The following is a 20,676-nucleotide window of genomic DNA, read 5'->3' as shown; positions in this document are numbered from 1 at the left end:
GAGCGGAGTCAGTCACCGAAGACTCCGTGCCGCCCCGCACCGCCGCCGAACCGGGCGGCCCCGGCCCGCGTCTCCCCCGCGGCGAGCGGCACCAGGCCGTGCCGGTGCTCGGCGGCCAGGGCGTCCCGCTCGTCCAGACCGTGCTGCTCCCGCACCGAGAGCCGGTCGTGGCGCAGGCACAGCTGCGGGAACGCGGCGATCTCCCGGGCCAGCCGCTCCGCCGCGCGACGGGCCTCACCGGGCGGGACGATCCGGTTGGCGAGCCCGATGGCGTACGCCTCGGACGCCGTTACGGGGCGCCCCGTGAGGATCATGTCCATGGCCCGGCTCTCGCCGATCAGCCGGGGCAGCCGCACGGTTCCGCCGTCCACCAGCGGCACTCCCCAACGGCGGCAGAACACCCCGAACACGGCGTCGTCCTCGACGATCCGCAGATCGCACCAGACGGCCAGCTCCAGCCCTCCGGCGACCGCGTGCCCCGCCACCGCCGCGATGACCGGCTTGCCCAGGGTCATCCGGGTCGGGCCCATCGGCCCGTCGCCCTCCGCCCGCACCCGGTTGCCCCGTTCGGTGCCGATCGCCTTCAGGTCGGCACCGGCGCAGAACGTACCGCCCTCGCCCCAGAGCACGGCGACGGACGCGTCCGGGTCCCCGTCGAACTCTCTGAAGGCGTCGGCCAGTTGCCCGGCGGTCGGGCCGTCCACCGCGTTGCGCGCCTCGGGCCGGCTCAGGACCACGGTGAACACGGGCCCGTCGCGCTCGATCCGTACCGCGGGCCGCTCTTCCATGGTTCGTCCTCCCGCGACGGATCGCCGTTGCCCGGCGGGGGATTCCGCCGCCGGGGAGTACCCCGATGGTGCCCGTCGCACACACCTCCCGCCAACGGATTCATCTGATTCTCAGGCAATCGCTCTACGGTGGGCCGTGTGACCCAGACGAGCCCGCCCGGCTGGCATCCCGACCCCGGGCATACAGGAATCGGCCCCCTTCACGAACGCTGGTGGGACGGCACGCGATGGACCGACCATCTGCGCGTGCCGCCCGCCACCATCCGGCGGCGCCGGAGGCGTATCGGCATCGGCGTCGCCGCCGGTGCGGTGGTGCTCGCCACCGTCGCGGGTGGCCTCTTCCTCCTGAACGACACCGACGACGCGCCCGCGGGGCGGGACGCGGCCAGGGCACCGTCCTCCGGGCCCGACGGCGCTCCCGGAGGGCGCGGCGGGGAGAACCGGGGCGGCGAGGACCGTATGCCGGGGCAGGAACGGCCCCGGGTGGAGGACGGGTACGCCACGGACCTGCTCAGCGGCATCAGTCTTCCGGTGCCGAAGGGCTGGACGGGCCGGTCGGGAGTGTCGGGCGCCGGCGTGACCACGGGCGAGTACCCCTGCCCGGGAGACGCGTCCGAGCAGTGCGTGCGCGGAGGGGTGTTCTCCGCGCCGGCGAAGGCCCTGAAGCTCGACGCGGGGACGGCGAAGGCCACGGCGACGCGGGACATATCCGCCAACGCCACGGAGTCCTACGGCGAGAAGATCTACGGCGGCATCACCTCGCACGAGGAACTGAAGTCCGGGGCGGTCACGGTGGCGGGCCGTCAGGGCTACCTGGTGCGCTGGAAGGTGGTGACGAAGAACGGCGACGACGGGTACGTGCAGTCGCTGGCCTTCCCGTCCCCCCGCGACGAGGAAACGATGGTCGTCGTCCGTTCGGGGTTCGACATCGGTCCGCAGGCGCCCGCGCTCTCCGTCATGGACGACATCACCAAGGGCATCAAGGCGGCCACCACGACGGGCTCCGGCCCGGGCACCACCGCGTAGCCTCCCGGCCGTGTCCTCGAACCGCCACCCGTCGTCCGGCCGGACGACGGCAGTCCGGGGACACGGCCCAGGCGCGTGCGGCTCTGAGTACGAGAGGCGGTCGGGCTGAGTACGCGGACCGGTCCCCCGTCCGCGCGCGGCTGGTCGAATGACCGTCATGGTTCCCGACGCACCGCACCGCCCCCGCCTCCAGCACGTGACCACGGCCGGTACGGCCCTCGCCGTGACCCTGGCCCCGCTGGTCATCGGCGTGCTCCTCGCGAAGGCCATGGCCGCGGACCCGATGACCCCGGTCAACGCGCTGGTCACCAGGGGCGGGCAGCCCGTTCCCCTCTCGCCCGCGCAGTGGCGCGGGTGCGGTGCCCGGGCGCTGCGCGGGTGGCGGGGTCCGCTCGGCGGTCGCGGACGGGCGGCGCGCGCACGGCTGCGCGCGAGCACGCGGATCACGCGCGAGCGCTGAGGGAGCACCGCCCCCGGTCAGGCAGTCCCCGGTGGGCTGTCCCCGTGGGGCGGCCCGGTCAGCCTCGACGGCAGAGCAGGAACAGTTCCGGCTCCGGCACGGCCGCCCCGTGCGCCGGGGTGAACAGATCGCTGCGCTCCCACAGGACCGAGAACCCGGCGGCCGTGACCGTCTCGGTGAACGACGCGGCGTCGAAACTGGACACCCGCATCTCCTGACCCATGAAGACCACGGAGGCGTCCTCGACGTCCAGTGGCACCGTCGCGACGGCGAGCACGCCCCCCGGTGCCAGAAGCCGCCCGAGCTTCCGCAGCACCTTCGACTGGTCGTCCCGGGGCATCTGCAGCAACGAGAAATAGGCACACACGGCGTCGAACCTTCCCTCTTCCAGGTCGAGTTCGCGAATGTCGGCGCAGATGAACGAGGCACTCGGGACCTGACGGGACGCCAGTTCCACCATCACGGGGGAGACATCGACGCCCAGGACGGCGTGCCCGGCTTCGGCGAGGGCCGAGGCCGTCGGCCGCCCCGTGCCGCTTCCGACGTCGAGGACCCTTCCGTGCGGCGGGAGTTCCTCCAGCAGGCGCTGGAGCGAGGCATGGCGGGCGGGCGAGTCGGCGAACGCCCGCTCGTACTCCTCCCCCAGCGCGTCGAACACTGCGGCGGCCGACCGGCCGTGGTCGTCGTCCATCGTTGCGGTCCTTCCGTTGCTCCGGCACCTCTTCGTGATCGCCATCATTCCTGATGTCCAACGCGTCCTGTCACACCTGCTCATGACGTCGCGTCAGCACGTGTCGCGTCGTGCACCGCTCCGTCCCCGGGCCGACGGACCGGTTCCGGAACCATGAACCGATTCGTGCCGACGAGCGGCGTCACTACACCCGCCACGGGGGTGCCGGTCGGTTCGCCCATGTGGTCCTCGACACCGGATCGCTGGAGGCGACCGGTGAGCACGGCGGCGCAGGAGCGGCGGTCTTCGAGTTCCGGTCGCCGTCGTCGGCGGCCGGGTGCCGCGGGAGTACGTGCGGGCGGTGGAGGCGGGCTGCCGTGACGCCCTGGCCGAGGGGCCACTGGGAGGCCACCCGGTGACCGGTGTGCGGGTCACGCTGACGGACGGGGCCACGCACTCCAAGGACTCCTCGGAGACGGCGTTCCGGACGGCCGGCCGACTCGCACTGCGTGAGGCGCTGCGCAACGGCGTCATGGCGCTGCTGGAGCCGGTCGCGGAGGTCACGGTCACCGTTCCCGACGACGCCGTGGGCGGGGTGCTCGGCGACCTGGCGGCCCGGCGCGGCCGGGTGTCGGGCCGGGCAGCCCGGTCCGGCGCATCGCTGATCACCGCGACCGTACCGCTGGCGGAGCTGTTCGGCTACGCCACCCGGCTGCGCGGCCGGACCCGGGGCCGGGGAACCTTCACCGCCCGGCCCGCCGGGTACGCCCCGGCGCCGGCCACGGCGGCCGGATAGCGGGCCGGGTGCGATACCGCCCGTTCCGTACGCGGGCGGGACCGCACCCCGTACGGTCGGGGAACCGTGGCCCGGTTCCCCGACCATGCCGGTCCGGTGGGGGCCGGCGTCGGCCCGCGCTCACACCGTGCGCAGGGCCGCGGCCTCCGCACGGGCCCGCAGTGCGGCTTCCCGCTCGCCTGCCAGGCCGTGCGCCTGGGCCAGTGTGTCGAGGCCGACGGCCAGCCAGGTGCTGGAGCCGATGTGCCGCCAGATCCTGACGGCGGCCTCGGCGCGTCTGCGGGCGGGCGCCGCGCGGCCGGCCGCGAGTTGTGCCTCCGCGAGCGCGTACAGGGTCGCCGCCTCACCCCAGAGGTTGCCGAACTCCCGGTAGGTCCACAGGCTCTTCGCCAACAGGCGGCGCCCCTCGTGGTGCTCGCCCAGGCGGACCAGGACATCGCCGAGCCAGCAGGTGGCATGGGTGGCGGTGAGCCGGTCGCCGAGGTTCTCGCTGATCACCGCCGCCTGCCGGTAGGCGTCGGCGGCGTCCCGGTAGGCCCCGCGAGCCCGGTGGCTCTGGCCCAGGCAGCGCAGGGCCTGTGCCTCCCCGGGCAGGTAGCCCGCCAGCCGACTGGCCCGCAGGCACTCGGTGAACCGCGCCACCGCGGCCTCGACGTGCCCCCGCTCCAGGTCGATCACGCCGAGCCCGTTGGTCGCGTACACGAGACAGTTGACGTTCCCCGCCGAGCCGGCCAGTTCGACGGCCGCCTCGAAGTGGAGGACGGCGGAGTCGTACTCTCCGAGCAGTCGGTACACGTACGCCAGCCCGGCCGTCGCACTGGCCCGGTACGTCGGCTCCTGCCCCTCGGCGAGCAGGAGGGCCTGCTCGAAGTGGTGCAGTGCTTCCGGGTACCGGTCGAGGATGGTGGTGAGCTCTCCGAGGCACCGGTGGAGTTTCGAGGCGCTGTGCTCGTCGCCGCTGCTCAGCGTCGCCTTGAGCGCCCGGCTCTGGAGCCGTTCCCAGTCGTCGAAGTGGCTGCCGACCTGGAAGAAGGCCGTGAGCGCGGTGGCGAGCCCGGCGGCGGGCGCGGTCTCCCCCCGGTCCAGGGCCTGTTCGGTGACGCCCACGAGGAACTGGCGTTCGTCGTCGAACCACGCCAGCGGGTCGGCGAGCAGGGCGCCGGTGTCGGCCTCGGGGAGCCGCCACGTGGCCAGGTCCTTCTGCGGGATGCCCTGGAAGTCGACGCTGAGGGTGCCGGCCGCGAAGTCGGTGAGATGCAGACTCGCCCCGAGCAACCGGTCCAGCGCGCCCGCACGGTCACGGTACGAGAGGCTCCGTTCGGCGTGCTCCCGGGCGAACAGCCGAACCAGATCGTGCAGTTGGTAGCGGATTCCGGTGGCACCGACCGCTCCTGTCTGCACCAGGTGCACCTCGACCAGATCGTCGAGAACGGCCTCCGCCTCGGACAGATCCACGTCGAGGAGCGCGGCCGGCGCCCAGGGGGCGAAGTCCGGTCCCGGCAGCAGGGCCAGCATCCCCAGCGCACGTTGTGTCGCCTCGGCCATCCCCCGGTACGTCAGTCCGAGGCTCGCCCGTACGGCGATGTGGCCGACGGCCAGCTCGTCGAGCTTGCGCTGCTCGTCGGCGAGGGCGCGGGCCACCTTGTTCAGGGGCCAGTGCGGTCGCGCGGCCAGGCGCGCCCCGGCCACCCACACTGCCAGGGGCAGACCTCCGCAGGTCTCCACGATGGAGCGGGCCGCTTCGGGCTCCGCCTTGGTCCGCTCCGGTCCCAGCATCTCGCGCAGCAGAGCGAGCCCCGTCACGGAGCCGAGCACGCCGAGCGCGATGCGACGGCCGCTCATCTCCGCCAGGGTCGTCCGGCTGGTGACGAGGGTGGCGCAGTGCCCGCCGCTCGGCATAAGGTCCCGTACCTGCTCCGCGTCGGCCGCGTTGTCCAGGACGACGAGCACCCTGCGCCGGGCCAGCAGGGTCCGGTAGAGGTGGACGCGGTCGGCCAGTTCGCCGGGCACGCTCCCGCCGCTCGTGCCGAGGGCGCGGAGGAAGGTACCGAGGACCGCGAACGGCTCGGCCGGCTCGTCGCCGAAGCCTCGCAGGTCGGCGTGGAGCTGCCCGTCGGGAAAGCGGGCGGCGAGCCCGTGCGCCGCGCGCACGGCGAAGGCCGTCTTGCCCACCCCGGCGGGTCCCGTGACGAGCAGCGTCACCGGACCGGAAGTGTCCCCGTCGAACAGCCGGTGCGCCTCGTTCAGCTCGGCTTCCCTGCCGACGAACAGCGACAGGTCCGGGGGCAGGAGACGCGGGACGAGCTGCCGTCCCGCGGCGTTGGCCGGGGGGACCGCCGCACCGGACTCGTGGGCCTGCTTCGCCGCGTCGGCCCGCACGACGGGGCGGACCACGGCCAGTTCGGGGTCCGCCGCGAGGATCCGCCCGTGCAGCCGCCGCAGTTCCGCACCCGGGTCGACCCCGAGCTCGTCGGCGAGCAGCCGCCGGGCGCGCTCGTACCCGTCCAGCGCCTCCGCCTGCCGCCCGCATCGGTACAGGGCCAGCATCAGCTGCCCGACCACTCGTTCGTCGAGTGGCCGCTCGGCCGCCCGGGCGAGCAGCTCGGTCACCAGCCGGCCGTGCTGCGCCAGGCGCAACCGGACGTCCACCAGCTCCAGTTGCGCGGCCAGCCGCTCGCCGTCGAGGAGATCGCGCTGCGCGTTGAACCAGGGGGTGTCCGCACCGTCGAACGCGCTGCCCCTCCACAGGTCGAGGGCCTCTCGCCAGAGCGCCTCGGCCCGTTCGTCGGTGCCCGCCTTCCGGGCCAGGCCCGACAGCTCCCGGAAGCGGTGGACGTCCACCGACGCGGGCTCGACGGCCAGCCGGTAGCCGCCGCCCCGCTCCCGGGTGAGGGCCGCGGCCTCGCCCGCCAGCACCTGCCTCAGCCGGGAGACGTATCCATAGAGTTTCGTGCGGCCGTTCGTCGCCCCGGCGTCGCCCCAGACCCGGTCCACCAGCGTGTCGGCCGACACCACCCGCTCCGCGTCGACGAGGAGCGCCGCGAGCACCCGCCGTTGCACCGCGTGCCCCGCGTCGACGGGGACACCGTCCCGCCGCACCTCGATGGTCCCGAGGATCCCGAAGAGCGTGGCCACCGACACCCCCCTTGAGCCGACCGACAACCCCCACGGCCACTCTGGGTGCCGCCGGTCGGCCGGGCCAAGGCTGATTCAAGCTTTTCCGAAGGTTCACCGACGGCCACCCCCTCACCATGACCGTACGGGCCGCCCCCGCATCGGACGGCGACGCTCCCGACGGACAGCACTACTACGACAGTTGATGATTCGATGCGTAACGCTTCCAGGTTCGCCGTGGCCGCGATCGGCGCCGCCGCGACCGTCCTCTGGCTCTCGACCTCGGCGCACGCCGATGCCGTCGTGAGCAACGGGTACGCCGAGGGCGGATTCATCGGCTACGGCGACAAGATCTGGGTCGAGCACTACGAGGGCCGTACCAGTTCGGTCGAGTGGTACACGGACTACGGCCGGTCGGGCTCCTGCAGCGTGCCCCTCCCCCAGGTGAGCAGGACCTGCAACTACGACATGCGCGAGGACGGAACGATCACCCTCTGGGTCTGCACGACGGGGCCCGGCATCGGCTCCGACGAGTGCAGTGCCGCGGTGGCCGACCGCATCAACAGCTGAGCCGCCCCGGCGCGGCGGCCGAGGGTGCCGGCGGCCTCTCCCGGTCCCGGCATCGCCGACGTCGATCACATCGTCCGGCGGCGAGTGCGCCGACCCGATGCGCGCTTCGAGCCGCCGGGTGGTCGACGCGACGCGCGGCGGCTCCTTCCGGGCTCACAACGGTCCGCCCACCATCCGTGTACGGACCGTCGCGATGCGTCGCCGCCGACCAACCTCCGGTCGGCCGGTCCGTCCGCGTTCCAGGCGTGCGACCACACTGGGGCCCTCGCGCCCCGAACGCACGAAAGGCCGTCCTCTCGTCATGAGAGAACGGCCTCCGACCTGCGTCTCCGCGTGGTCGGGACGACAGGATTTGAACCTGCGACCCCTTGACCCCCAGTCAAGTGCGCTACCAAGCTGCGCCACGTCCCGCTACCCGTCTGACCTGGGTTTTCCCCTGGCCGAACGCGCATGAGAACAATACCGCACTCAGGGGGTGGTCACGAACACCTTTCCCGCCTTGACCTCAACCAGGCTTGATGTTCAAGGCTGGATGCATGACGAGGACCACAGTCACGACGACCGGCCACTACGGCGACATGAACCGGCTGATGAGCCTGATGACGGGGGACGAGAAGCACGGCCCCGCCGCGACCTCCACCCTGGACGTGCTCTGGGTGCTCTACGACAGGGTGCTGCGGGTGACGCCCGGCACCGTCGAGGCTCCCGACCGTGACCGGTTCCTGTTGTCCAAGGGGCACGGGCCGATGGCGTACTACGCGGTGCTGGCCGCGCACGGCTTCTTCGGCGAGGAACTGCTGCCCGGGTTCGGCACGTACGACTCGCCGCTCGGGCACCATCCGGACGGGACGCTCGTACCGGGGGTGGAGATCGGCAGCGGGTCGCTGGGGCACGGGCTGCCGCTCGGCGTGGGGAGCGTGCTGGGTCTGCGGGCGCAGGGTCTGGCCGACCCCCGGGTATGGGTGCTGGTCGGGGACGCCGAGCTGGACGAGGGCAGCAATCACGAGGCGATCGCGTACGCGGGCCCGGCCGGGCTCGAGCAGTTGCACACCGTGGTGGTCGACAACGCGTCGGCCTCGCACGCGCGGCCCGGCGGGATCGCCGCCCGGTTCGAGGCCGCCGGCTGGTCGGTCGCGTCCGTCGACGGACGCGACCACGAGGCGTTGTTCGCGGCGTTCACCGCGCCGCACCCCGGACGGCCGCACGCGGTGGTCGCTCACGTCGCCCCCAAGAGCTGACCGGACGCGCGGAACCGGCGAGGACGCCACGAAACGGAAGAAGGACATTTCACATGGACACGATGCGTGACCGGTTCATCTCGACCGTCTCGCAGATGCTGGACGAGGACCCCCGTCTCGCGCTCGTACTGGCGGAGATCAGCCGGGACGGGTTCGGACGGGCCGAGCGGGCCCATCCGGACCGGGTCGTCAATGTCGGGATCAGGGAGCAGCTGCTGGTCGGTGCCGGGGCCGGGATGGCGCTCACCGGCCTGCGGCCGATCGTGCACACCTTCGCCAGCTTTCTGGTGGAGCGCCCGTTCGAGCAGGTCAAACTGGACTTCGGCCATCAGGGGGTGGGAGGAGTGCTGGTGAGTGCCGGGGCCTCGTACGACTGGCCGGCCGGTGGCTTCACCCATATGGCGCCGGGCGATGTCGCCCTCATGGACACCCTGGACGGCTGGACGGTCCATGTCCCGGGCCACCCGGACGAGGCGGAGGCGCTGCTGCGGCAGGCGGCGGCCGGGGACGACCGGGTGTACGTGCGGCTGTCGCTCCAGTCGAACGACCGCGCGCGGCCGGTCGGCGCGGGCACCGGCTTCACCCCGGTGCGGGAGGGCACGGGCGGGGTCGTGGTGGCGGTCGGGCCGATGCTCGACAACGTGCTCGCGGCGACCGAGGGGCTCGACGTGACCGTGCTGTACGCGACGACGGTGCGCCCGTTCGACGGGGCCGGGCTGAGGCGGGCGGTCGGCGCCGGCCGCGCCGCCGACGTGGTGGTCGTCGAACCGTATCTGGCGGGGACGTCCACGGCCGCCGCCAACGACGCGCTCGCCGACGTGCCGCATCGGGTGCTGGGGCTCGGGGTGGGGCGGGCCGAGCTGCGCAAGTACGGGGAGATGGACGAGCACCTGGCCGCGCACGGTCTCGACGCGCGGGGGCTGCGGGAGCGGATCGGCGCCTTCCTGGGCCGGTGAAGGGGCCGGGGCGGACGGGATGAGCGGAGGCCGGTGCGGTGGCCGGAAGGCGGTGAGGTGACCGGAGCGGTTGCCTGCGGGACCCGGAGGCAACCGCTCCGCCGACGGCCGGGGCCGGATGCGCGTCGCCGTCCACGAACCGGGCGCGGAAGCGGGTGCCCGCGCACGGTCGTGATCAGGGCGACGTGCCCCTGTCGGCGGTGTACGGCCACGGCACCGCCGGGACGGGAACGGGGCGGCCTCGACCGAAGTACGCCGAGTGCGCGTACTCACCAGCGACCTGCTCCCCATGGAGCGCGTTGCACTCCCCCGTCACGGACCGTTCGGCGCCGCTGCACCACATGAGCGAGTGGTCCAAGGCGAGGGTCAGCCGCCCGGTGTGCACACAGCCGTACGCGTCGGTGCGCAGCCCCAGGACGTAGGACGACCTGGCCGGCGCGCCGGTCCGGGCACCGGCCAGCGCCAGGGCCTCGATCAGGCGGGCTTCCGGCCTCGGGTCTCGGTGGCTGCTGCCCAGCTCCCAGTCCGTGTCGAGCTCGTCGCACGGGACTGCCTCGGCCAGGCAGAGCACGGGGCGGTGTCCGTCGTCGGCCACGGTGCCCCGGTCGGGGCCGAGGTCGGTCCCGTTGCCCCGGGCGGTGTTGTGGATGCCGTAGTCGGCCCAGTTGGAGACCCACTTGTACCCGACGCGGGTGATGATGTTGCGTTCGACGAGGATGTGCGAGGACTGTTCGTCGAGGTAGACACCGTGCCGTCGCGCTCGGTGTTGCCGAATGCGGAACGGTTGATGCAGTTGCCGGAGACGACCGTGCCCGGTTGGGCACCCTGGGTGTAGATCGCTCCGCCGTCGTGCTGGGCCTTGTCGACCTCCATGACGTCGGTGATGCGGTTGTTCGTCACCTTGTTGTCGCGCAGGACCGACTTCTGCGCCTCGGGCTGGTTCCAGCCCCAGCCGACGGAGATCCCTGAGTACGGGAGGTGCTCCAGTGTGTTGTGGTCGACGGTCAGCCCGGCCTCGTAGCCGGCCCAGACGCCCACGGAGTCGGTGTACTCGACGCCGGTGCGGGTGATGGTGTTGCGCGCGACCGTGTTGCGCTCCCCCGCGAGTGCCGCGCCGGGCAGGGGTTCGGTGTCGCCCACGTACACCGCGCCCAGGAAAGGTCGCTGAAGGAGGAGCGGGTCAGGGAACTGTCCTTGGTGCCCGCCTCCCGGATCACGCCCGCCCCGCCGAGCCGGGCGAACCGCGTGTCGTCGAGGCGGATGTGCCGGCCGCCGCGGACGGTGACGGCTGCGGCCGGCTTGGTGTAGAAGCGGCCCGCGTGGTCGACGGGCCCGTGGCGCCGGTCAGGGTGAGGCCGGCCCGTGTGCCCGCGTACCCCTCGTCGGTGCCGGGCTGGTGGTACGCGGCGTACGCGAAGCCGATTCCGCTGACGGTGATGTCGTGGGCATCCTCGATCAGGAGAAGCCGCTCGGTGTGCGGGGTGACGGTCCGGGCGCGGCGCATGTCCTCGCCCGCGCGCGGCAGGTACGTGACCGTGCGGGCCCGCGAGTCCCATACGAACTCGCCGGGATCGTCAAGGAGTTCGGGAGCGTTCTCGAAGAACGCGACACTGCTGTAGCGGGCGGGGTCGACCGTGGTGGTGTCCCAGGAGGGGCCGGTGCGGTCGGTGCCGCTGGACGCGTTGGTCCAGCAGGGCCGGGCGAAGGACAGGATGTCGCCGTCGACCCCGGTGATCCGGCAGTGGTAGTCGCGCCAGCGGATCCGGACGACGGCCTCGGCGTCGGTGGGGCGCCGCCAGCGGTCGATGCCGGTGGCGGTGGCACCGGTCATGCCGTCGGCGGTGGCGTCGCAGACGCTCGCCGGGCATGCCTCGCCACGTGCCCGGACGGCGCGCTCGCCGTCGACGAAGAGCTGCCGGGGTGACCCCGGCCGGGACGTCGGCGGTCCAGGTGCCGTCGGCGCCGGGCCGCCAGCCGGTGATCTCCCGGCCGCCGGAGAGGACGGGGCGGGCGCCGGGCGCCGCGGTCCAGGTGACTGTGTGGCCGTTCTTCCCGGAGTCGGCGGCACCGAGCCGGAGGGGTTCGGTGAGGCGGTACGTCCCGTCCTCCAGCAGGACGCGGACGTCGCGCCCGGTCTCGGTGCGGGCCCGGTCGCGGGCGCCCTCGGGGGTGCAGGGGCGGGCGGCCGTGCAGGCGGTGCCGTGTCCGTCGGGGGCCGTACAGGGTGCGTGCGCCCGGTCCGGCCAGGGCCGTCGGGGCGGCGAGGAGGGCGGTCAGAAGGGCGGCGGCGGTTCCTCGGACAACGTGCGGGGGACGGCGTTTCACGCGGATGCCTTCCAGTCGGGCCGGCCGGGCATGGGCGGGTTCACGGCCCCGAAGAGCCAGTCGCGCAGGAACGGGTCGAGGGACCGGTCGCCGGTGACGTCGACGGTGTGCCGTATGAAGGCCTCGCTGGTGTACGTGGAGTCCTTGAAGCGTCGCACCCATTCGCGCATGACACGGTCGAACCTCTGCTGCCCGGTGCGGAGCCGGAGGGCGTACAGGACCAGTGCGCCGCCGTCGTAGATGTTCATGCCGCCGAGCGCCTTGGGGAGACCGGGCGGGCCGTCGGTGGCGCGGGCGGCGTCGAGCTTGGCGTACGTGGCACGCATCTTGTCGTCCAGGACCGACCAGCCTCGCTCCTCGCCGTACAGGCCCGCGTAGTACACGGCGGGTCCCTCGTTGAGCCACGCCTGCTGCCAGTCGTTCGGGGTGACGGAGTCGCCGAACCACTGGTGGACGAGCTCGTGGACCATGGTGGTCTCGTAGCCCGGCTGTCCCTGGGCGTTGAGCTTGAACCAGTTGGTGGAGAACAGGGAGAGGGTCTGGTTCTCCAGGGCGTCGGTGTAGCCGTCGTAGATGTGGACGCCGTAGACGGAGAAGGGGTAGTGGCCGAACTTCTTCTCCAGCCAGGCGAGATGGTCGGCGGTGCGGGCCACGATGGGCGCGTACTTGTCCTCCTGGCCCTGCGGGACGATGTGGCGCAGCGGCAGCCCGCGGTGGCTGGTGCCGTACAGGTAGGTTCCCTTGACGACGGCGATACCGATGAGTTCGGTCGCCATCCGCTCGCGCAGGGCGAAGTGCCAGACGCTGGAGCCGTCGGCGCGCGGCGTCCTGTGGAGGAGTTCGCCGTTGGCGGCGGCCACGTAGCCCGGCGGGGCGCTGATGTGGAAGGTCCAGGTGGCCTTGTCGGACGGGGTGTCGTTGCAGGGCAGGAAGGTGTCGGCGCGGGAGGACTGGGCGGCGGAGGCGAAACCGCCGTCGCTGCCGAACTTCCAGCCGGTCAGGCCGAGTCGGCGGTCCTTTCCGTTGCCCCGGTAGCGGATCTCGGCGGTGAACGCCTGTCCTCGGTGGAGGGGACGGGCGGGGGTGACGGTGAGTTCCTGGCCGCTCTGTCCGGGCGACAGTTCCCATCGGGCGGTGCGGCCGGCGACGGTGACGGCGTCGATGGTGTGGCCGTCGGTGTCCAGATTGAACGCGGAGAGGTCCTGGGTGGCCTTGGCATGGATCTTCACCACCGCGGTGAAGTCGTAGGTCACCGGGGTGAAGTCGAAGGTGAGGTCGTAGTGGACGACCTGGTAGCCACCATTGCCGAGGGTCGGGAAGAGCGGGTCGCCGACACCGTCGGAGCCGGGCTTCGGGTCGAAGCCGCGCGACCGCGCGGCGGCGGGCGAGCCGAGGGCGGGTACGGCGGCCGCCGCCGCGACCGCCGCGCCGCCGAACCGGAGAACCGCGCGTCGTGTCGTCACTTCTTCCCCTTCTGGACGGCTTCCTCGAACTCGCCGCGGGCCTTCTCGCCGCCCTTGGCCAGGTAGTCCTTGATGAGCTCGTCGTAGGCGGACATGGGCTTGCGCCCGGCGATGATGTCCTTGAGCGCGTCCTGCTTGAGCGTGTAGAGGCTGCCGGTGCCCTTCGAGTCCCAGGTGGGTGACGAGTACTGGAGCACCGGGTCGGTCACCATCATCGGGATCATCTTCGTGAACGTGTCGTGGACGTGCCGGACGCCCTGCTCCGAGTCGGCGCTGAAGATCGCGGGGACTGCGGAGGCCATGAACTTCCACGGCACGGTGACGTCCTGGGTGCCCTGCTTGGTGAGTGCCGGGTTGCCCTTGGCGTCACGGGTGAAGTCGGTGCCCTCCACGCCGTAGTTGATGAGCGTGTACTCCTGGCTGCCGAACGGGGAGGCAGCGAAGTCGGCCAGGGCGAGGATCTGCTTGACGCGTTCCTCGGACGCCTTCTTGACGTGGGTGTTCTCCAGCTTGACGTTGTCCATCCAGGCGACCGCGTCCTTGCCGACCGGGACGAACGGGCGCGGGTCGTACGTCTTGTCGATCGCCTTCATGGCGGCGACGTAGCCGACGCCGGGCGCCAGGTAGGTGGGCATGCCGTCGTAGACGTAGGCACCCTTGCCGTTCTTGAACATGTCCGTGTACTGGGCCTTCTGCGCCCCGGACATCTGCAGGGTGCCCGGGTAGTAGCAGCCCGCCTTGTACAGCAGCCGGGCGGTCTCCACGGCCTTGCGGTACTCCGGCGTCTCCAGGTCGAGGGTGAACTTCCCGGACTTCTCGTCCAGCCGCCAGGACGAGGGCGCGCCCGCGGACATGGCGAGCATGGTGGTGGCGCCCGCGATGATGGCGTACTGGTCCTTCTTCGGCCGGGTGAGTTCCTTGCAGAGTTCGACGAACCGGTCGAGGTCGGTGATCTGGTCGAGGTTGGTGACACCCGCCTCCGCGAACAGGTCGTGGCGGTAGAAGCCGGCGCCGCCGGTGCCGGTGCGGGCGATCGGGATGCCGTACAGCTTCCCGCCGAAGATCGCGGACTGCCAGGCGGCCTTCGGGATCGCGGCGAGGTTCGGGTAGTCCTTGACCTTGTCCCCGGCGAGGTACGGGGTCAGGTCGGCGCAGGTGGCCCGGAGGAAGGCTGCCTTGTTGTCGACGCCGCCGCTCTCCGGGTACATGAAGAGGTCGGGCAGGCTGTCGCTGGCGACCATGGTGGAGAACTTGGTGCTGTAGTCGTCGGCGGGGACGGCGGTGATGTCCACCCGGCCGCCGAGCAGCTTCTCGATCGCCTGCCAGGCGGCGTTCTCGCCCCGTGCGGGCGGCGGCGGGGAGAAGGTCTCCATGGTCGCGCTGATCGGCTGCGCGCCCTTGAGCGGGGCGCCCTTCGTGGCGCGCAGCGGCTTGGCCGGGTAGCGGAAGAAGCCCTGCGGGACCCCGGCGGCGGTGCCCTGGAGGTCGGGCGCGAGGCCGATGTTGCGCACGGCGGTGTTGGGGAGCAGCGAGGCGCTCTTGGCCTCGGCCTTGGCGGTCGTGCCGCCGTCGCCGCAGGCGCTGAGCAGCGGGGCGGCGGCCAGTCCCAGCCCGATACCGGCGCCCATGCGGAACAGTGCTCTGCGGTTGATGGGGGTGGAGCTCGACACCTGGATCTCCTTGGGAGAGGGGAAGGAAGGAGTGGGGGGAGGTGGCTGCGCTCAGCCCTTGACGGCGCCGGTGAGGACGCCCTTGGTGAAGTAGCGCTGGAGGAACGGGTAGACGCAGAGGATCGGTACGACGGCGATCACCAGGACCGCCATCTGGACGGCCTGCTGCGGGGCGAGGACCTCGCCGGCCGAGGCCGCGTTCAGGCTCTGGCCCTGCAGGACGTAGGTGCGCAGCACCATCGGCAGCGGCCACTTGTCGGAGTCGTTGAGGTACAGGAGCGCGTTGAAGAAGGCGTTCCAGTACGTCACCGCGTAGAAGAGACTGATCACGGCGAGGACGGCCTTGGACAGCGGAAGGACGATCCGCACCAGGATGCGGAAGTCCCCCGCACCGTCGACCTTGGCGGCGTCGTACAGCTCCTCCGGCAGGTTCATGAAGAAGGACCGCAGGACCACCAGGTTGAAGGCGCTGACCAGGGTGGGCATGACGAGCGCCGCGTAGGTGTCGTACAGGCCGAGGCCCTTGACCAGCAGGAAGTTCGGGATGATGCCCGCGTTGAAGAGCATCGTGAACAGGGCCGTCATCAGGATGAAGCGGGAGCCGGTGACGTCGCGCCGGGAGAGTCCGTACGCCATGCCGATGGTGACCAGCAGGCTGGCGAGGGTGCCGAGGACGGTGATGCCGACGGAGACGATCAGGGCCCGGGTGACGACTCCGCCGGTGAAGATGGTGCGGTAGGCGTCCAGGGTCGGGTGGTCGGGCCACAGGACGAGGCCGGAGCTCTTGATGATGTCGGTCTGCGAGGCGAAGCTCGTGCCGATGACGCCGACCAGCGGGTAGGCGACGGCGAGGACGACCACGACGACGGCGACGGCCTTGGCGGCCTGTCCGAGGCGGGTCGGGCGTTCCATCCACGGGGGCCGGCCCTCGGACGAGCGGGCGGGGGCGGCCGGAGGCCGCGGTGTGGTGGTGGGGCGCGTCGTGGCGCGCGTCTTCTCAGCGGTCAGCACCGCGGTACACCCCTTCGTGGCCGAGGCGGTGGGCGAACTTGTTGGCGCCCAGGACGAGTGCGGTCCCGATGACCGCCTTGACGAGACCGACGGCGGCGGCGACGCCCCAGTCGTTGTCCTTGATGCCGTGGTAGTAGACGTAGGTGTCGAGCACCTCTCCGGCGTCCGGGCCGACGGCGTCGCGCTGGAGCAGGATCTGCTCGAAGCCCACGGAGAGGATCTGCCCGAGGTTGAGGATCAGCAGCAGGATGAGCACCGGGGCGATGCCGGGCAGCGTCACGTGCCACAGGCGGCGGGCCCGGCCCGCGCCGTCGATCGCTGCGGCCTCGTACTGTTGTCTGTCGATGTTCAGCAGCGCGGCGAGGATGATGATCGTGCCCCAGCCGGCGTCCTTCCAGGCCACCTGGAGGGTCAGCAGCCAGGGGAAGGCGTCGGGGTCGCTCATCATGTCGTAGCGCGGCAGTCCCAGTCCGTCGAGCACGTCGGGCAGGAGCCCGGCGCCGCCCAGGATCTGCTGGAAGATCGAGACGATGATGACCCAGCCGATGAAGTGCGGCAGATAGACGACGCTCTGCACGAAGCGCCGGACGCGGTCGCTGGTGATGCTGTTGAGCAGCAGGGCCAGGGCGACCGGGATCGGGAAGAAGAAGACCAGCTGGACGAGGGCGATCTCCAGTGTGTTGAACGTGGCGGTCCAGAAGGCCGGTTCGCTGAACGCCGCGGTGAAGTTGGCGAAGCCCACCCAGGCGCTGTGCATGTAGCCGAGGTACGGCTGGTAGTCCTGGAAGGCCACCACGTACCCGAGCAGCGGCACGTAGTGGAAGACGACGAAGTACAGCAGGCCGGGCAGGGTGAGCAGGAGCATCACCCGGTCCCGCTCAAGCCGTTGTCGGAGCGTCAGCCGGTGCTGCGTGACGACGGCCCGTTCGGCGGGCGGCGGGGGTGTTCCGGCCTCGGGCCGCTTCTCCCGCGGCAAAGAGGGTGCTGATTCAGCCATGGGGGCGTCCTGTTCGGCTGGGTGGCGCATGGTGGGCCTTCTGGGGCGGCAAGTTAGTAAGCGGTTAACCCAAGCGTCAAGAGACCGGCTGAAAGTCGCCTGGGTCGCATTCACCCATGTCGACGCGATCTCGGGTGATGAATCCCCAGAATTCGGCGATAGTCGGGCACTTACTCCCGGGAGAGCGCTTGACGGTCGGCCACCACACTCCTAGCGTTCCAGTCACCCCATAGAACACGATTACTATCCGGAGGCAGGGTGCGAACCACCGAAGAGGCACCGGCTCATTCCGGTGGCGAAGCCGCGGCACCACCCCCGCGGCGTCCCCGCACCGTCCTGGTCATGAGCCCGGGACTCCTCGACGACGTCTTCCCGCCGTCGGTACGGGCCCGGCTGGAGGCGACGGCCGACCTCCTTCGGCCGTCCCCGGTCGGCGAGTTCGACTCGCCGGAGGCCGCCGCGGCACTGGCCGGGGCCGAGGTCCTGCTCACCGGCTGGGGCTGCCCGCCCGTCGACGCCGCCCTGCTGGACCGGGCACCGTCGCTGCGTGCCGTGATCCACGCGGCCGGCACGGTGAAGACGTTCCTGTCCCCGGCCGCGTTCGACCGCGGGATCGTCGTCTCGTCGGCGGCCGCCGCCAACGCCCTGCCGGTCGCCGAGTTCACCCTGGCGGCGATCATCATGGGCGCCAAGCGCGTCTTCCCGCTGGCCGGACTCTTCCGGACCCGGCGCACCCACCGCACCGGCGCCGACCTCGACCGCCAGCGCTGGCTCGGCACGCACGGTCTGACCATCGGGGTCGTCGGCGCCTCCCGGATCGGCCGACGGGTCATCGACCTGCTGCGGGTCCTCGACGTCGAGGTCCTGCTGTACGACCCCTACGTCGACGCGGCCGAGGCGGCGGCTCTCGGCGTCACCCCGACCGACCTGGACACCCTGGTGGCGACCAGTGACGTGGTGACACTCCACGCCCCGGACACGGCCGAGACCCGGGGGATCATCGATGCCCGGCGCCTCGGCCTGATGCGTCCTGGCACCCTGCTCGTCAACACCGCCCGCGGTCCGCTGGTGGACACCGAGGCACTGACCGGCCACCTGGTCGGCGGGCGACTGGACGCCGTGCTGGACGTGACCTCGCCGGAGCCGCTGCCGGCCGACCACCCCCTGTGGGACCTGCCGAACGTGTTCCTCACCCCGCACCTGGCGGGCGCGCAGGGCAACGAGGTGGGGCGGCTCGGGGCGCTCGCCGTCGACGAACTGGCCCGGTACGCGCAGGGCGCGCCGTTCGAGCACCCGGTGCAGCGGGGCGATCTCGGGAGGATCGCGTGAGTCCATGTCCCCCGCAGGCTCTAGGCTCGGCGTCACACCACAACGACCAGGGGGTGAGCCGGATGCGCCGGCAGGGTTCGGCCGCGGACGGGCAACGCCGCGCGACGGTCACCGACGTCGCCCGGCGCGCGGGCGTCTCGACGGCCACGGTCTCCCGCGTGCTCAACCGCAACTACCCGGTCGCCGAGGCGACCCGGGAGCGGGTCGAGAGCGCGATGCGCGAACTCGGCTACGTGGTCAACGCCCACGCCCGCGCGCTGGCCGGGGTCTCCAACCGCACCGTGGGCATCATCGTCAACGAGCTCGTCGACCCGTTCTACGCGTACATCTCGCGCGGCGTGGAACGGGAGGCGGCCCTCGGCGGGCGGCTCTGCCTGGTCTGCTGCACCCAGGGCGACCCGCAGCGCGAACTGGCCTTCATCGACCTGATGCACGAACGCAGGGCCGACGCCGTGGTCGTGGTCGGCGGCTCCATCGCGGACCGCGGCTACACCACCGAACTGGCCCGCAGGGCGCGCGACCTGGACGCGGGCGGTTCGAAGCTCGTGCTGTGCGGCCGGCCGCCGCTGGGCGACCGGGTCCCCACCGCCTCGGTCGAGTACGACAACGAGGGCGGCGCGTTCGCCATCACCGACCATCTGCTGATGCAGGGGCACGAGCGGATCGTCTACCTGGGCGGCCCGCCCAGGCTCTCCACCACCCGCGACCGACTGGCCGGCCACCGCCGCGCCCTGGAACTGCGCGGCGTGGCCCCGGACCCGGGACTGGTCCACCCCGGCGCCTTCAGCCGGGGCTTCGGACACCGGCGGATGGCCGAACTCCTGCGGGAGGGACTGGACTTCACAGCGGTGTTCGCCGCGAACGACATGGTCGCGGCGGGCGCGGCGCAGGCCCTGGAGGAGGCGGGAGTGCGAGTGCCGGACGACGTGTCGCTGGTGGGGTACGACGACATCCCCGTCGCCCAGGAACTGCGGCCCCGGCTCACCACCGTCCACGTCCCGCTGGAGGAGATGGGACGGCAGGCGGTGCGGCTGGCCGTCGGCGGCGAGGACGAGGACGACTGGCGCGAGCCGACCACGGGAGCGCTGCGGCTCGGCACGCACATCGTGGTACGCGATTCCGTCGCACCGCGGCCCGGACGAGCCGCCCGCAGGTGACCGATTACTCCATCCGGACCACCTCCGATCATAGAAAAACACAGTAACGACCTCGTCCACGATTGGCAGTGGAGGAAGGAGCGGCGTCTGGGGCCTTCGATCCAAGGCGGAGGAGGGAGTCGGATGGGGTCTCCCCTGCTCGAACGCAGCTGAGAGCTTGGGGAAGGAGCGTCGGCGACTGACGACAACGCCGGAGGCGGAGGTCCCAGACACCGCGACGCCGCTGACAATCGTGGACGAGGTCGTAACTCCCCACCCCCTCTTGCCACTGTGTAGCAACCGCTTACATGCTGACGCCGAGCAGGATCGTTCCGCGCGCCTTCGCCCCTCACTCGTTTCGCAGGGAGAGTTCCGCATGCGTATGCCCACAGACCCCGCCGGCTCCGCCACCGCCTCCGTCGCCGCTTCGGCCACCGGTCCCGCGGCTCCCGCCCCTTCGGCCACCGGTTCGCCCCTCGGGCGGCGTTCCGTGCTCGCCGCCGCGGCCGGGGCGGGTGCGGCGCCGAACCTGCCGGAGCCGCCCGTCGACCCGTCGACGCTGACCGGCTGACGCCAACCGACCGGAAGCCATCATGGAACTCAGCAGAAGAAATTTCATCGCGGCGGACGGCGCCACGGCCGTCACCACGCTCATGGCATCGGCCGGGACCGCGGGGGCGCACCCCGTCACGGCCCCCGCCCCCGCCGGGGCGGACGCGGACCTCGGCTTCGACGCCCTCCTCCAGCGGGCCGGGACCCTGCTCACCGGGCACGGATTCGACCCGGACGACCCCGGCTTCCCGGCCGCGGCCGGGATCAGCGCCTCGGGTCCGGCCTCGGTGCTGGCGCGACGCCGGGGATCGCACATCGGCGTCGCGGTCGCCGACCCGGGCCGCACGCTCACCACCGTCTCGGGCGAACTCCCCTTCCGTACGAAATCGGTGGCGCAGAAGCACGACACGGTGGACGTCCTCCCCGGCCGCAGGACCGTGCTCACCCTCGCCGTCGGCGGATCGCGCGGCCACACCCACCGGGCCGAACCCGTCAGGTAGCCGCCCGATCCCGCTACCGCCCGATCCCGCCACCGTCCGTCCCCACCACCGCACAGCGACACCTTCGAGGAGCAG

The 20,676-nt window shown here is 72.0% G+C and carries 18 protein-coding genes, 1 tRNA gene and 1 pseudogene; 10 read left to right on the top strand and 10 right to left on the bottom strand.

Translation table 11 applies throughout. From position 1 onward, the window contains the following. Positions 1 to 8: 8 nt before the first annotated feature. Positions 9 to 788 carry a crotonase/enoyl-CoA hydratase family protein gene (locus ACFYY6_RS15205; RefSeq protein WP_351519794.1) on the bottom strand — a complete coding sequence of 260 codons (780 nt, stop codon included), beginning with the start codon at positions 786 to 788 and terminating at the stop codon, positions 9 to 11. A gap of 138 nt (positions 789 to 926) precedes the next feature. Between ACFYY6_RS15205 and ACFYY6_RS15200 the strand changes: the two genes are divergently transcribed. Together ACFYY6_RS15200 and ACFYY6_RS15195 are read left to right on the top strand one after the other, a co-directional pair. Further along, on the top strand, positions 927 to 1,814 hold the full coding sequence (locus ACFYY6_RS15200) for a DUF2510 domain-containing protein (RefSeq protein WP_351519793.1): 888 nt from the start codon (positions 927 to 929) through the stop codon (positions 1,812 to 1,814). A 157-nt stretch (positions 1,815 to 1,971) separates the two neighbouring features. After that, on the top strand, positions 1,972 to 2,274 hold the full coding sequence (locus tag ACFYY6_RS15195; RefSeq protein ID WP_351519791.1) for a hypothetical protein: 303 nt from the start codon (positions 1,972 to 1,974) through the stop codon (positions 2,272 to 2,274). A gap of 58 nt (positions 2,275 to 2,332) precedes the next feature. On the opposite strand, the gene ACFYY6_RS15190 is transcribed toward ACFYY6_RS15195, so the two are convergent. After that, a complete protein-coding gene (locus ACFYY6_RS15190; RefSeq protein WP_351632666.1) occupies positions 2,333 to 2,965 on the bottom strand; it encodes a class I SAM-dependent methyltransferase in 633 nt (210 codons plus the stop codon). A gap of 179 nt (positions 2,966 to 3,144) precedes the next feature. Between ACFYY6_RS15190 and fusA the strand changes: the two are divergent. Beyond that, positions 3,145 to 3,740: pseudogene (gene fusA, locus ACFYY6_RS15185) on the top strand (elongation factor G); the annotation flags it as partial. A gap of 120 nt (positions 3,741 to 3,860) precedes the next feature. Here fusA and ACFYY6_RS15180 read toward each other — a convergent pair. Continuing rightward, entirely contained in the window at positions 3,861 to 6,875 is a 3,015-nt protein-coding gene (locus ACFYY6_RS15180) for a BTAD domain-containing putative transcriptional regulator (protein ID WP_389193431.1), read from the bottom strand. 192 nt (positions 6,876 to 7,067) lie between these two features. On the opposite strand from ACFYY6_RS15180, the gene ACFYY6_RS15175 reads away from it, so the two are divergent. Next, complete coding sequence (locus tag ACFYY6_RS15175; protein WP_351519787.1) at positions 7,068 to 7,424, top strand: hypothetical protein; 357 nt, start codon at positions 7,068 to 7,070, stop codon at positions 7,422 to 7,424. A 334-nt stretch (positions 7,425 to 7,758) separates the two neighbouring features. Here ACFYY6_RS15175 and ACFYY6_RS15170 read toward each other — a convergent pair. Further along, positions 7,759 to 7,835: transfer RNA gene (locus tag ACFYY6_RS15170), tRNA-Pro, on the bottom strand. A 125-nt stretch (positions 7,836 to 7,960) separates the two neighbouring features. On the opposite strand from ACFYY6_RS15170, the gene ACFYY6_RS15165 reads away from it, so the two are divergent. Both ACFYY6_RS15165 and ACFYY6_RS15160 read left to right on the top strand, forming a co-directional pair. Continuing rightward, the gene (locus tag ACFYY6_RS15165) at positions 7,961 to 8,662 is read left to right on the top strand and encodes a transketolase (RefSeq protein ID WP_389193428.1); all 702 of its coding nucleotides are present in this window, start codon (positions 7,961 to 7,963) and stop codon (positions 8,660 to 8,662) included. Positions 8,663 to 8,715: 53 nt separating this feature from the next. Next, the gene (locus ACFYY6_RS15160) at positions 8,716 to 9,618 is read left to right on the top strand and encodes a transketolase family protein (RefSeq protein ID WP_389193425.1); all 903 of its coding nucleotides are present in this window, start codon (positions 8,716 to 8,718) and stop codon (positions 9,616 to 9,618) included. Positions 9,619 to 9,793: 175 nt separating this feature from the next. Here the strand turns inward: ACFYY6_RS15160 and ACFYY6_RS15155 are convergent, their stop codons facing one another. The 6 genes from ACFYY6_RS15155 to ACFYY6_RS15130 all read right to left on the bottom strand — a co-directional run bounded on the left by ACFYY6_RS15155 (position 9,794) and on the right by ACFYY6_RS15130 (position 17,084). Then, a complete protein-coding gene (locus ACFYY6_RS15155; protein WP_351519782.1) occupies positions 9,794 to 10,213 on the bottom strand; it encodes a hypothetical protein in 420 nt (139 codons plus the stop codon). A gap of 618 nt (positions 10,214 to 10,831) precedes the next feature. Continuing rightward, positions 10,832 to 11,449, bottom strand: a complete 618-nt coding sequence (locus tag ACFYY6_RS15150) for a hypothetical protein (RefSeq protein WP_351632652.1) — start codon at positions 11,447 to 11,449, stop codon at positions 10,832 to 10,834. Positions 11,450 to 11,939: 490 nt separating this feature from the next. Further along, positions 11,940 to 13,406 carry a M1 family metallopeptidase gene (locus ACFYY6_RS15145; RefSeq protein WP_351632649.1) on the bottom strand — a complete coding sequence of 489 codons (1,467 nt, stop codon included), beginning with the start codon at positions 13,404 to 13,406 and terminating at the stop codon, positions 11,940 to 11,942. After that, positions 13,403 to 15,076: an extracellular solute-binding protein gene (locus ACFYY6_RS15140; RefSeq protein ID WP_351632646.1), complete on the bottom strand. Its 1,674-nt coding sequence runs from the start codon at positions 15,074 to 15,076 to the stop codon at positions 13,403 to 13,405. Before ACFYY6_RS15140 ends, ACFYY6_RS15145 begins: the two co-directional genes overlap by 4 nt. 51 nt (positions 15,077 to 15,127) lie before the next feature. After that, positions 15,128 to 15,988 (bottom strand): carbohydrate ABC transporter permease, encoded by an 861-nt coding sequence (locus ACFYY6_RS15135; RefSeq protein ID WP_073781541.1) that lies wholly within the window; start codon positions 15,986 to 15,988, stop codon positions 15,128 to 15,130. An 85-nt stretch (positions 15,989 to 16,073) separates the two neighbouring features. Continuing rightward, positions 16,074 to 17,084 carry an ABC transporter permease subunit gene (locus tag ACFYY6_RS15130; protein ID WP_351519777.1) on the bottom strand — a complete coding sequence of 337 codons (1,011 nt, stop codon included), beginning with the start codon at positions 17,082 to 17,084 and terminating at the stop codon, positions 16,074 to 16,076. A 342-nt stretch (positions 17,085 to 17,426) separates the two neighbouring features. Between ACFYY6_RS15130 and ACFYY6_RS15125 the strand changes: the two genes are divergently transcribed. From ACFYY6_RS15125 to ACFYY6_RS15110, 4 genes are all read left to right on the top strand, one after another. Further along, positions 17,427 to 18,413 carry a hydroxyacid dehydrogenase gene (locus tag ACFYY6_RS15125; RefSeq protein ID WP_351632642.1) on the top strand — a complete coding sequence of 329 codons (987 nt, stop codon included), beginning with the start codon at positions 17,427 to 17,429 and terminating at the stop codon, positions 18,411 to 18,413. 62 nt (positions 18,414 to 18,475) lie between these two features. Beyond that, complete coding sequence (locus ACFYY6_RS15120) at positions 18,476 to 19,570, top strand: LacI family DNA-binding transcriptional regulator (protein WP_351519773.1); 1,095 nt, start codon at positions 18,476 to 18,478, stop codon at positions 19,568 to 19,570. A gap of 355 nt (positions 19,571 to 19,925) precedes the next feature. After that, positions 19,926 to 20,120 carry a hypothetical protein gene (locus ACFYY6_RS15115; protein ID WP_351519772.1) on the top strand — a complete coding sequence of 65 codons (195 nt, stop codon included), beginning with the start codon at positions 19,926 to 19,928 and terminating at the stop codon, positions 20,118 to 20,120. Between the two features lie 22 nt (positions 20,121 to 20,142). After that, positions 20,143 to 20,601: a polysaccharide lyase beta-sandwich domain-containing protein gene (locus tag ACFYY6_RS15110; RefSeq protein WP_351632635.1), complete on the top strand. Its 459-nt coding sequence runs from the start codon at positions 20,143 to 20,145 to the stop codon at positions 20,599 to 20,601. The last annotated feature ends 75 nt before the right edge of the window (positions 20,602 to 20,676 follow it).

The organism is Streptomyces sp. NPDC001750 (assembly GCF_042892615.1).
Lineage (GTDB): Bacteria > Actinomycetota > Actinomycetes > Streptomycetales > Streptomycetaceae > Streptomyces.
The sequence above is the reverse complement of the archived record's forward strand: the minus strand, read 5'-3'. Positions and strand labels throughout refer to the sequence as shown.

What these genes read in the sequence shown, in the direction of transcription:
- ACFYY6_RS15205 (WP_351519794.1), bottom strand. Translation starts at nt 788, where the DNA reads ATGGAAGAGCGGCCCGCGGTACGGATCGAGCGCGACGGGCCCGTGTTC.
- ACFYY6_RS15195 (WP_351519791.1), top strand. Translation starts at nt 1,972, where the DNA reads ATGGTTCCCGACGCACCGCACCGCCCCCGCCTCCAGCACGTGACCACG.
- ACFYY6_RS15190 (WP_351632666.1), bottom strand. Translation starts at nt 2,965, where the DNA reads ATGGACGACGACCACGGCCGGTCGGCCGCCGCAGTGTTCGACGCGCTG.
- ACFYY6_RS15175 (WP_351519787.1), top strand. Translation starts at nt 7,068, where the DNA reads ATGCGTAACGCTTCCAGGTTCGCCGTGGCCGCGATCGGCGCCGCCGCG.
- ACFYY6_RS15165 (WP_389193428.1), top strand. Translation starts at nt 7,961, where the DNA reads ATGACGAGGACCACAGTCACGACGACCGGCCACTACGGCGACATGAAC.
- ACFYY6_RS15160 (WP_389193425.1), top strand. Translation starts at nt 8,716, where the DNA reads ATGGACACGATGCGTGACCGGTTCATCTCGACCGTCTCGCAGATGCTG.
- ACFYY6_RS15150 (WP_351632652.1), bottom strand. Translation starts at nt 11,449, where the DNA reads ATGACCGGTGCCACCGCCACCGGCATCGACCGCTGGCGGCGCCCCACC.
- ACFYY6_RS15135 (WP_073781541.1), bottom strand. Translation starts at nt 15,988, where the DNA reads ATGGAACGCCCGACCCGCCTCGGACAGGCCGCCAAGGCCGTCGCCGTC.
- ACFYY6_RS15130 (WP_351519777.1), bottom strand. Translation starts at nt 17,084, where the DNA reads ATGGCTGAATCAGCACCCTCTTTGCCGCGGGAGAAGCGGCCCGAGGCC.
- ACFYY6_RS15125 (WP_351632642.1), top strand. Translation starts at nt 17,427, where the DNA reads ATGAGCCCGGGACTCCTCGACGACGTCTTCCCGCCGTCGGTACGGGCC.
- ACFYY6_RS15120 (WP_351519773.1), top strand. Translation starts at nt 18,476, where the DNA reads ATGCGCCGGCAGGGTTCGGCCGCGGACGGGCAACGCCGCGCGACGGTC.
- ACFYY6_RS15115 (WP_351519772.1), top strand. Translation starts at nt 19,926, where the DNA reads ATGCGTATGCCCACAGACCCCGCCGGCTCCGCCACCGCCTCCGTCGCC.
- ACFYY6_RS15110 (WP_351632635.1), top strand. Translation starts at nt 20,143, where the DNA reads ATGGAACTCAGCAGAAGAAATTTCATCGCGGCGGACGGCGCCACGGCC.